Source organism: bacterium, from assembly GCA_019912885.1.
Taxonomy (GTDB): domain Bacteria; phylum Lernaellota; class Lernaellaia; order JACKCT01; family JACKCT01; genus JAIOHV01.
In genome coordinates, this window is sequence record JAIOHV010000021.1 from 1 (window position 1) to 9,949 (window position 9,949).

The 9,949-nt window shown below is 66.1% G+C and carries 12 protein-coding genes; 4 read left to right on the forward strand and 8 right to left on the reverse strand.

Annotation, left to right across the window (positions count from 1 at the left end):
- Positions 1 to 253 (forward strand): hypothetical protein (locus K8I61_01810; protein MBZ0270743.1); only part of this gene is annotated, 253 nt, incomplete at its 5' end.
- 146 nt (positions 254 to 399) lie between these two features.
- Here K8I61_01810 and K8I61_01815 read toward each other — a convergent pair.
- The 4 genes from K8I61_01815 to K8I61_01830 all read right to left on the reverse strand — a co-directional run bounded on the left by K8I61_01815 (position 400) and on the right by K8I61_01830 (position 4,287).
- On the reverse strand, positions 400 to 1,176 hold the full coding sequence (locus K8I61_01815; GenBank protein ID MBZ0270744.1) for an ABC transporter permease: 777 nt from the start codon (positions 1,174 to 1,176) through the stop codon (positions 400 to 402).
- Positions 1,173 to 2,306 carry an alanine racemase gene (gene alr / locus K8I61_01820; GenBank protein MBZ0270745.1) on the reverse strand — a complete coding sequence of 378 codons (1,134 nt, stop codon included), beginning with the start codon at positions 2,304 to 2,306 and terminating at the stop codon, positions 1,173 to 1,175. Before alr ends, K8I61_01815 begins: the two co-directional genes overlap by 4 nt.
- Before the next feature lie 36 nt (positions 2,307 to 2,342).
- Positions 2,343 to 3,167: an SHOCT domain-containing protein gene (locus K8I61_01825; protein ID MBZ0270746.1), complete on the reverse strand. Its 825-nt coding sequence runs from the start codon at positions 3,165 to 3,167 to the stop codon at positions 2,343 to 2,345.
- A 184-nt stretch (positions 3,168 to 3,351) separates the two neighbouring features.
- The gene (locus K8I61_01830) at positions 3,352 to 4,287 is read right to left on the reverse strand and encodes an RluA family pseudouridine synthase (protein MBZ0270747.1); all 936 of its coding nucleotides are present in this window, start codon (positions 4,285 to 4,287) and stop codon (positions 3,352 to 3,354) included.
- 110 nt (positions 4,288 to 4,397) lie between these two features.
- Between K8I61_01830 and K8I61_01835 the strand changes: the two genes are divergently transcribed.
- Positions 4,398 to 5,333, forward strand: coding sequence for an alpha/beta hydrolase (locus K8I61_01835; protein MBZ0270748.1), 936 nt, complete (start codon positions 4,398 to 4,400; stop codon positions 5,331 to 5,333).
- A gap of 215 nt (positions 5,334 to 5,548) precedes the next feature.
- Complete coding sequence (locus tag K8I61_01840) at positions 5,549 to 5,977, forward strand: hypothetical protein (GenBank protein ID MBZ0270749.1); 429 nt, start codon at positions 5,549 to 5,551, stop codon at positions 5,975 to 5,977.
- Between the two features lie 133 nt (positions 5,978 to 6,110).
- Here K8I61_01840 and rdgB read toward each other — a convergent pair whose 3' ends face one another.
- The 4 genes from rdgB to K8I61_01860 all read right to left on the reverse strand — a co-directional run bounded on the left by rdgB (position 6,111) and on the right by K8I61_01860 (position 9,718).
- Complete coding sequence (gene rdgB / locus K8I61_01845; GenBank protein ID MBZ0270750.1) at positions 6,111 to 6,740, reverse strand: RdgB/HAM1 family non-canonical purine NTP pyrophosphatase; 630 nt, start codon at positions 6,738 to 6,740, stop codon at positions 6,111 to 6,113.
- A gap of 127 nt (positions 6,741 to 6,867) precedes the next feature.
- A complete protein-coding gene (gene rph, locus K8I61_01850) occupies positions 6,868 to 7,620 on the reverse strand; it encodes a ribonuclease PH (GenBank protein ID MBZ0270751.1) in 753 nt (250 codons plus the stop codon).
- Between the two features lie 2 nt (positions 7,621 to 7,622).
- Entirely contained in the window at positions 7,623 to 8,717 is a 1,095-nt protein-coding gene (locus K8I61_01855; protein MBZ0270752.1) for a creatininase family protein, read from the reverse strand.
- 35 nt (positions 8,718 to 8,752) lie between these two features.
- Positions 8,753 to 9,718 carry an SUMF1/EgtB/PvdO family nonheme iron enzyme gene (locus tag K8I61_01860; protein MBZ0270753.1) on the reverse strand — a complete coding sequence of 322 codons (966 nt, stop codon included), beginning with the start codon at positions 9,716 to 9,718 and terminating at the stop codon, positions 8,753 to 8,755.
- On the opposite strand from K8I61_01860, the gene K8I61_01865 reads away from it, so the two are divergent.
- A partial coding sequence (locus K8I61_01865) for a hypothetical protein (protein MBZ0270754.1) occupies positions 9,708 to 9,949 on the forward strand: 242 nt, incomplete at its 3' end. The two genes, K8I61_01860 and K8I61_01865, sit on opposite strands and share 11 nt — an antisense overlap.

Consider the following 9,949-nt stretch of genomic DNA (forward strand, 5'->3'; position numbering starts at 1 on the left):
CCCCCGCGGCGACCGGCCGCCGCGTGACCGTGACCGCGATCGTGACGGCGCCCCGCGCGAAACCGGACGCGGCGACGATCTGGCGATGTTCGGGCGCCGGCCCGAGCGCGCGGCCAAAGGCTCGCAGCGCGACGCGCGTCAACTCGGCGAGAAAAGCTCGACGACGTTCAAACCGTTCGCGGGGCTGAAGATCGTGGACGGAAAGATCGTGATGGAGCCCGACGAAAGCGAAAGCGGGAAGGGCAAGAAGTAGGGGCTGGAAGGCTGGAAGGCTGGAAGGCTGGAAGGCTGGAAGGCCATCGCAACGGCACGCGCGTTGGTCAACCGTCCATATTGTCCATTACGTCCATCATGTCCATTACCGGACACGGGCACGTCTGCGATGTCCTTCCGGCCTCTTCAAGTCGTGAAGAGCATCGCCGTCAGGAAATAGTCCGAAATCAGCACCGACACGCTCGACACGACGACCGCCGCGGTCGTCGCGCGGCCGACGCCTTCGGCACCGCGCGTGGTCGTGTATCCCATGTAGCAGGACACGATCGCGACGATGGCGCCGAACACGGTCGCCTTGATGAGGCCGTTCGTGAAGTCGGAGTGCTTCACGTACGTGACGATGCTGTCGTAGAAAATCTCCGACGAAACGTCGAGCAACATCGTCGCGACAACCCACGCACCGACCACGGCGACGAAATCGAAGATGACGGTAAGAAGCGGCAGCATGATCGTCGCGGCGACGACGCGCGGCACGACGAGGAATTGCACGGGGTTGACGGCCATGACGTGCAGCGCGTCGATCTGCTCGGTCACCTTCATCGTTCCGATCTCCGCGGCCATCGCGCTGCCGCAGCGGCCCGCGACCATGATGGCGGTGAACACCGGCCCAAGCTCGCGCGTCACCGCGAGCGCGACCGCCGTGCCGACCATCGAGTTCGCGTCGAAGATCGAAAACGCGTAGCCCGATTGCAGCGCCATCACCGCGCCGGCGAACCCGCCGGTGAGCACAATGATCGACAGCGACTGCACGCCGATGAACTCGAGCTGGCGAAAAACCTGCTCGAGCCGAAACGGCGGCTGCACGAGCCAGCGCAGGGTCTCGAAAAACAGCACCATCACGCGGCCGACCGCCTCGATGGAGCCGATGATGGCGGCGCCGAGCGCGTCGAGGGCGCGCGTCATCGCTTGCCCTGCCCCTTCACGTACACGCGCGCCACGCGGTGGTTGATGTTCGTGAAGATCTCGTACGGGATGGTCCCGCAGTGGCGCGCCACCTCGTGCACGTTGATCTCCCCGTCGCCCTGGCGGCCGATCAGGACGACCGGATCGCCCGCGGCAACGCCCGGGATGTCCGTCACGTCGAGCATCGTCATGTCCATGCACACGTTGCCGATGATGCGCGCGCGCTGCCCGCGCACAAGCGCCTCGCCGGTGTTCGACAGCTTGCGGTTCAGGCCGTCCGCGTAACCCATCGGGATCGTCGCGACAAGCGTTTCGCGCCCCGCGACGAACGTCCCCTCGTAGCTCACCGCCTCACCCGCGCGAATCGCGTTGAGGTGCGTGATTTGCGTACCGAGCGAAAGAACCGGCCTGAGCGGGAGCATACCGCGAAAGGCGTCGCCCGGATAAGCGCCGAGCATGGCCTTGCCCACGCGCACGGCGTTGAACGGCGGGCGCGGCGCGGCCAGCACCGCCGCGCTGTTGGCCATGTGCACCTGCGGCTTGTCCATCATCGGTGTCAGACGATCGACCACGTCGCGAAACGCCGTCACCTGCCTCCAGTACGAATCGCCCAGATCGGGCGACACGGTGGCCAGGTGCGTCAGAAGCCCTTGCGCGTCGAGCACCTCGGACTCCCGCACCAGCCGCAGCACGTCCTCGGCCTCCTCGGGTCTCATCCCGATGCGGTTCATGCCCGTGTCGACTTTCAGGTGCACCGCGAGGCGGCGCCCCACGCGGCGCACCTCGCGCGCGGTCTCCTCGGCGTTTTCGCGCGAGAAGAGCACGGGCGTCAGGTCGTAATACGACGCTTTTTGCGCCTCGCCGATATAGATGCCGCCGAGCACGAGGATCGGCTTGGTGATGCCGCCCTCGCGGAGCTGAACGCCCTCCTCGCAAAACGCGACCGCGAACCCGGAGGCGCCCAGGCGCTCGAGGTTCGCCGCGATCGGCACCGCGCCGTGGCCGTAGGCGTCGGCCTTGACCACCGAGATGATGCCGATGTCCTCGCCGAGCCGCCGCCGGATGACGCGGAAGTTGTGCTCCAGCGCATCCAGGTCAATGCGGGCAAATGTCGGGCGGTGCGTGAACACGGAAGTTGCACGATACGGCGCGGGCGGATCCGGGCGCTAAAGCTCGTCGAGAATCTCGCGGCGCTTGGCGTCGTATTCCTCCTGCGTGATGAGTCCCTGATCGAAAAGGCGTTTCAGGTCGGCAAGGCGTTCGGCCGAGTCGCGGGGCGCCGGGGGGGACGCGGCCGGCGTCTCGGTCTTCGCCTTCTGCGCCTCGCGCACGGCGGCGACGTTGACGATCGTCCAGTTGTGATGCTCGCGCTTGAGGATTTCGTCATTCTCGTCGATCGGCGGCGGCAGATTTTGCGGCGTCGGATCGATGCGATAGGTGGCGAGCTGGTAGCGTTTGCGCGGATCGCCGTCGTACGGATCGATGTCGTTGACCATCTCCAGGCGGAAGTTTCCCATGACGATGTTGAGCTTCTCGCCGGCTTCCATCCACATCCAGCCGGTCGTCAGACGGCGCGATTTGAACAACAGGTCGCGCTTGTACGAGGTGACGGAAAACGAAATCCACTGATCCGGCCCGACCTGCGCGAAGGCGCTCGCGATGGGGCCGGCGAGTTTTTTTACTTCGGTCTCGTTGAACATCTCTCCCCGGTCGCGCCACTTGAAAAACACGTGCTCGGAATACGTCAGCATCGAGAGGATGCCGGCGACGGTGTCCGCGCCGACGGTCACCGGATGCGCGAAGCCCTTGGGGACGATCGCGCCGTTCTTATCCGTCTCATACGCAAGCTGAACGGCGTCCTCGCGGCCCAGACGCGTCAGATCTTCGGTTTGGACGCCGGCTTTGCCGCACGCCGCGGCAAAAAACGCCGCAAACGCGGCGCAAACGATCGCCCGCCGCCTTGCCGATCCGCGCATATTGGGTGTGGTCATAGGAAAAGCCCCGATTTGGCGCGGATGATATCGGCAGGGGGATGGGAGCGCAATCGGATAATCGAATTGGGAATGGGGAATTGCGAATTGGGAATGTCCATCGCAACGGACCGTTCGATCAAGACCAAAGCGCTGTGCGCTTTCCGACTTTTCTCGCGCCGCCATCACCTGTCGATCAAGTCCATCAAGTCCATTTTGTCCGACGCCCTTCCACGCCCATCTCCCCGATCGCCACCGGAAACTCCTCCGGCGGCGGCGCATGGATCGACATCGTCTCGCCCGTGCGCGGGTGTGGCAATTCGATCGTATGCGCGTGAAGGAAATACCGCCCGGCCGGGTGCGGCGGGCCTCCGTAAAGCGTGTCGCCCACGAGCGGAAAGCCGGCGTGCGCGGCGTGCGCGCGGACCTGATGCATCGCGCCGGTGGCGCAATACGCGCGCACGATCGCCGTTTCGCCCACGCGCTCGATCACCGCAAACCGCGTGCGCGCGGGCACGACGCCGCGCCCCTTGCCGCCCACCGCGACGCGCGGCGCGCGACGCGACGGGTGGCCGATGGGCGCATCGACGTCGAACGCATCCGGCGGCGCACCCGCGACAATTGCGAGATACGTCTTGCGAATGCTTCCGGCGCCGAACGCGGCGCGCACCGCCGCGAAATCGTTCGCCGTGCGCGCGGCGACAAGGACGCCGCTTGTCCACAGGTCCAGCCGATGACACACGCCGCCCTCGCGCGGATCGCCGCCGGCACCGGCCATTTCGGGATACCGCGCGGCGAGAGCCTGCGCGAGGGTGCCCCGATCGCCCGGACGAAGCGGCACGGTGTGGCGTCCGGCGGGCTTGTTGACGGCGACGAGCGCGTCGTCCTGATACAGCACGTCGAGCGGGAAGTCGTCCGGCGCAATCCCGCCGATCACCGGTGCCAGGTCGGCGGCGATCGCGTCACCCTCGGAGAGTGCGTCGCCGGGGCGAAGGCGGCGGCCTGCCCGCGTCACCAGGCCCGCGCGGCAAAGATCGGCCGCGGCTCGGCGCGACAGACCGGGGATCAGGGCGGCGAGTGCGCGGTCGGCGCGCATGCCCGCGAACTCGGCGCGTACGATCAGGGTCAACGGGTTCGGCATGCGTCAGGATTATCATGAAAAACGCGAGCGCATGACCTTCGCCGCGCGGATGTCGTTGACGCGCGCGCGCGAGCCTTCTAATAAACGTCTCGCATCCGGGGGTACACGCGATGACGGAAATCAAGCAGGCATTCATTTCGTCGTTTGACGGCACGGAAATTTATTACGAGGCGTCGGGTAAGGGCCTGCCGATCGTGCTTTGCGACGGCGTCGGGTGCGCGGGATATGTCTGGAAATATTTCGAGCAGCATTTCCGCGCGACCAACCGCCTCATCCACATGCACTACCGCGGCCACGGCAAAAGCGCGGTGCCCGAGGACGGCAATCTTTTGCGGATTGTCGATACCGTAAAGGACATCGCGCGCGTTCTCGACGACGACGGCCAGGAGTCCGCGATCCTCGTCGGCCACTCGATGGGCGTGCAGGTCATCCTGGAATTCTATCGGCAGTACCCCGAGCGCGTGGACGGCCTTGTTCCCGTTTGCGGCAGCTACGGCCACCCGCTGCGCACCTTCAATAACGCGAACGTCGAGTGGGTCTTCCCGCTGTTCTATTTCCCGGCGGTCCTGACGCCCTGGGTTTTCACGCCGCTGTGGAAGTACCTCGCGCCGTCGAAGATCGGTTACTGGATGGCGGTGATGACCGAAATCAACCACCACCTCGTCCACGAGGAGGATTTCCTCCCTTACTTTCGCGACCTCGCCAAGGTGCCCGTGCGCGTGTTCATGAAGATGGTCGATTCCGCGAGCCGGCACACCGCCGAGGACATCCTGGGAACGATCCGCGTGCCCGTTCTGATCGTCGCGGGCGAGCACGACGGTTTCACACCCGGGCGCCTGTCCGAGCACATGCGCGACGCCATCCCGGGCGCGGAGCTTCTGATGCTCGCCAAATCGACGCACACCGCGCCGATCGAGCAGCCGCAGCTCATGAACCTGCGCATCGAGAAATGGCTGCGACGCCATTTCGGCCAGCTCCCGCCCGACGAACAGCACCTAGCGACGCGCCGGCTCGATCTGAACCTGAAGGTCGCCGCGCGGCGTTAACACCGTTACGCGATACGCGCGAATTTTCCCGGTTTGCGCCAGTTCGCGCGTTCGTCGTAAAAATTTTCTTGCGACCCGTTCGTGCCGCGGGTAAGATTCCCCCCTTGCTTCAGAAAAATAGAAATCGCGCGGCGCCCGGGTGCGGCCGCGTCAGGAGAGTTTTTTTCGGCTTGCGGCCACTTGGAAGAACGCAACACCATAAGGGGGACAAAGCGATGAAGAAGATTCTTGTTCTGGCGGCGGTACTGGTCATGGCGATGGCGATCGCCTCGACGGCCTCGGCGGCGTTTTGCATCTCGCCGGATATCTGGTGCGACAACTTCTATCTGCAATACGGATGGACATCTCCGTCCGGAGTACCCGTCTTTGTCGGTTATAGCGACGGTTGCGGCGGAACCTATCCGACCTTTCCCGCGTATTTCGCGATCACGGGATCCACGAGCGCGTTGACCTACGCGTTTTATTGGGACTTCGACGGCGGCGGATTGCCGTCCGACGACTACGGCGTCGGCTCCGGCACCGGTGCGGCCGCATCGGTGGACCGGTATTTCGAAGGCGCCTATTACGACTCCTGGGACTTCAATTTCGTGGCGTGCGAGACTCCGACGGGCGCGTCCGAACTTCCGCCCGCCGCGGGATTCTGATCGCGCGACCCGGAAACACAGGCTCCGTATCGGCCTTGGGGGGAAGGGGTCGCCTTCCCGCCCAAGGCCGGGTCATGCGTCGCTTTCCACCCCGGCCGCGCCACCCAGGTTCCTGCGCGAATCCGCCCGCTCCCTAACGGTCGCGGCTCCGATCGTCGCCGTGGCGTTCGAGAAATGCAGGCAGGCTTCTAGCCAACGCGCGAAAGGCGCGTCCTCGGTGGCTGATGGCGTCCTTCTCACCGGCGGTCATCTCGGCGAAGGTTTTCGCGGACGCCTCGTCGAGCACGTATGGATCGTAGCCAAAGCCGCCCCTGCCGCGCGGCGCGCGCGTGATGACGCCTTCCGCCTCGCCACGCGCGGTCAGCAAGCGGCCATCCGGGGCGACGCAGGCCGCGACGCAAACGTATCGTGCGCCGCGCTCACCGTCCGGAACGTCGCGCAGCGATTCCAGGAGCCGGCGGTTGTTGTTGTCGTCCGTCGCGTCGGGTCCGGCAAAACGCGCGGAACGTACGCCGGGCGCGCCGCCGAGCGCGTCGATCGCGATGCCCGAGTCATCGGCGATCGCGGGTTCGCCCGTACGTTCGGCGACAAATCGCGCCTTTGCGATCGCATTTTCCTCGAAGGTTTCGCCGATCTCGTCCGCGGCATCTTCCACGCCCGCCTCGCGCGCGGTCACGAGCGAAAACCCAAGCGGTTCAAGGATGCGCCGCAGTTCGCGCATCTTGCCGGCGTTGTTGGTGGCGACGATCAGGCGCGAGCGCATCGCAGGAAGAGGCTGGAAGGTCGTTGCAAGCGCGTCGCGGCGCCGGCGCGAACGACGGCGGGCATGGACAAAATGGACCTGATGGACGCGATGGACATGATGGACGTATCGACGGGCGACCTTTTCGTCAGCGCGACCCGCGCGCGGTTTTGTGCGCCAACGGTTTTCGAAGTGCGGCCGCCTGTTCGCGCGCGATTTTTTTGACGCCCGTGCGCGCGGCGGCGAGCATGGCGGCGAGGTCGTCGTCGCCGAACGTCGCTTCCTCGCCGCTCATCTGGATTTCGACCAAGCGGCCCTTGCCGGTGACGACGAAGTTCGCGTCCACGTCCGCGGCGGAATCCTGCGCGTAGTCCGGATCGGTGACGATCAGGCCATCGACGAGCGCGACGGAGACGGCCGCCACCGAATCGACAAGCGGCGAACGGGCGATCTTCCCGGCCGCGAGGCACCAGGCCACCGCGTCGGCGAGTGCGATGTAGCCGGCGTTGATCGACGCGCAGCGCGTTCCGCCGTCGGCCTGGAGCACGTCGCAATCGACGACGATCTGCATCTCGCCGAGCACCGGCAGATCGCAGATCGCGCGTAGCGATCGCCCGATGAGCCGCTGGATTTCCTGCGAGCGGCCGGACGGCCGCGACCGCTCGCGCGGGGTGCGTTCGCGGTTGGCGCGCGGGAGCATGGCGTATTCCGCGGTCACCCAGCCGCGCCCCTTGCCGCGCAGCCACGGCGGCAACGTCGTCTCCACGCTCGCGGTCGCGAGGACGTGCGTCTGCCCCATGCGAATGAGGCAGCTTCCTTCGGCGTACGGATTCACGCCGCGTTCGATCGCGATCGGGCGCAGGCTTTTCGCGCGCGCCGTCGCCGTCTTCGCGGATTTCAACTTCACCACAGGGACACCGCCAGCAGCGCGACGACGACAAGCGCAAGGCCGATGCCGAGATTTTTCAGCCACTCGAAAAGATAGGCGCTGCTGCGATAGGCGGCCGGGTCCGCGCCGCGATGGAAGACCTCCTCCATCGCCTCGGCGAGATCGTCGCCGATCACGGACAAGAGCGCGTCGCCGAACTCAGGCGTGGCAAGTGCCGGTTCTCCGTGATAGCCGTCGAGCCGGCCGCGCAGGATCCACGACAGGTCGATCGCGCCGACGCGCGCGCCAAGTGCGATCTCCGTCTTGAGGTCGTCCGAAAGCGGCAGCCGGCGCGAAAGGCCGACGAGGCCGCGCTCAATCGCGGACAGCCAAGCGCGGCGCGGCGCGTAAACGGGCGGCTGCGTCTTGTAGCCCGGGCGAACCAGGTGCGGGGCGATGGCGAGCATCATCGCGGTTTCGAGGCAACCCGCGTGCAGGTCGTTTTGCCAAAGGTCGATGCCGCCGGGGAGCTCGACTCCGCGCGCGGCGAGGATATCGGCGTATTCGCCCCGGTACGCCCGCACGGCCGCCTGCGCGCCCGGGGCGATGGCGAGCGCGCCGCGCCCGCGCAAATGCGCGCACACGTCGTCAATCGCGCCGCTGTGCGGCACGCCGCCGTGTGCGGAGAAAAACACGAAGCGCCGGTAGCCCTGCTTCATGAAACGCCGCGAAAGATAGGTCAACGCGCGGCGCAACTGGCGTGACGTGACCTTCACCGATCCCGTACCGCGAATCGTCGCGCTGCCCAGCGAGATGGTGGGATAGAGAATCACCCGCTCATCGGCGTGCGTTATGGCGTAGCGATGCACCGCGCGGCGCGAGATGGCATCGGTGATGTAGATGTCCGTGCCGGTTGGCAGGTGCGTCCCGTGGTTTTCGCACGGCGCGAGCGGGATGACGACGATGTCCGCGGACACGTCGCGCCCGGCCAGATCCGCAAGGCACAGCTCCTCGAATCGCGCGACGTTGGCGGGCAGCGGCGAGGATTGAGGATGGCGTTCCGCGATCTTTGGCGCCCGTTCGTTTTTCGGGCGCGGGTCCGCCGCGTCGATATCGCCGACATCACGCACTGGCAATCCGTTTCGAATTTCCGCCGCGCGGGCGGTCATGAGGGATCTTTGCAGCAGCGGAAACCGAGCCAGCTTCGTTTTGCCGATCCCGCGGCGGATTGCCTCGCGCCGCAACGCGCCGCGTGGCCGGGGTTGTAGCCGTCACCGCCCTTGATGACGTACGCCGTCTTGTCGTCATCAAACGGCGTGGCGGTCCATTCGCGCAGGTTGCCCGACAGGTCGAACACGTTCTGGACGGTCTTGCATCCGTGCCAGCTTCCGGAATACGCGACGCCGCGGTCACGGCCTTCCGAGGTCTGCGTCGCGCAGGCGTCCTCGATGTAGACGTTCCCGTAGGGGAATTTGCGGTCGCGCGTGCCGCTTGCGCACGCCGCCTCCCACTCGGTTTCGGTGCAAAGGCGCTTGCCCGCATCCTTGCACGCGTTTTGCGCCATCGCGAAATCGAAGCCGCCCTCGGGCAACGCGCCTTCCTTGTTCGGATATTCGAAAAAGTCGACGCAAAACGATTTGAAAGCCGCCTCGCTTGGTGCGGGATCGTTCGGCTGCGCCATCGGATCGTTCGGCCGGATGCCCATCGAGAAAGTTCCGCCCGAAATGAACGCCATGTCGGCGGGGCATTCTCCGGTCGCGGCGACGGCGGGCGCCGCGGCGCTCTTGCCGGCGTCCTCGACCCTGGCGTCGAGATTGCCGACGCGCGGATGATCCGGCGCGACGAGACGCGCGTCGTTCACGAGGTTGCGCGCGGCGAGCCAATCTTTCCTGGCGATCGCCTTGTCGATCTGCCCTTCGTAGTCGTCGAGGATCTGTCCGCGCGCGGCGGCGAGGAACGGATGCTTCGGCTCGATCTCCTCGATCTTCTTCAGCTTGTCGAGCACGTTGTCCGGCCGCGCGGGACGGACGTATTGCTTCGATATGAGAAACGACTGCGCCTCGAGCACGAGCGCCTGGATCATCGCCTGGCGCGGATCGGGCCCGGCGGGCGCTTCGGGAGTGGGCGTCATCGGCGCGAACGGCGCTTGCGTTGGCGCGGGCGTCGCTTCCTCGATCGAGGCGACGCTCGTTTGCGCGTCGTCCACCGGGGCGGGCGGCGCGGGCGGCGGCGTGGGCACGGGCGTGGCGATCGCCACCGGCGTCACGGCGTCGTCGGGAGCGGTGACGGATATGGCAAGCCGCGTCGTGTTCGCGTTTTTGGGCATCGCCGCGGTCATCGTCGGATTCTTCATTTATCGATC

Coding starts and splice junctions, on each gene's coding strand:
- K8I61_01815 (MBZ0270744.1), bottom strand. CDS start 1,176: ATGACGCGCGCCCTCGACGCGCTCGGCGCCGCCATCATCGGCTCCATC.
- K8I61_01825 (MBZ0270746.1), bottom strand. CDS start 3,167: ATGACCACACCCAATATGCGCGGATCGGCAAGGCGGCGGGCGATCGTT.
- K8I61_01830 (MBZ0270747.1), bottom strand. CDS start 4,287: ATGCCGAACCCGTTGACCCTGATCGTACGCGCCGAGTTCGCGGGCATG.
- K8I61_01835 (MBZ0270748.1), top strand. CDS start 4,398: ATGACGGAAATCAAGCAGGCATTCATTTCGTCGTTTGACGGCACGGAA.
- K8I61_01840 (MBZ0270749.1), top strand. CDS start 5,549: ATGAAGAAGATTCTTGTTCTGGCGGCGGTACTGGTCATGGCGATGGCG.
- rdgB (MBZ0270750.1), bottom strand. CDS start 6,740: ATGCGCTCGCGCCTGATCGTCGCCACCAACAACGCCGGCAAGATGCGC.
- K8I61_01860 (MBZ0270753.1), bottom strand. CDS start 9,718: ATGACGCCCACTCCCGAAGCGCCCGCCGGGCCCGATCCGCGCCAGGCG.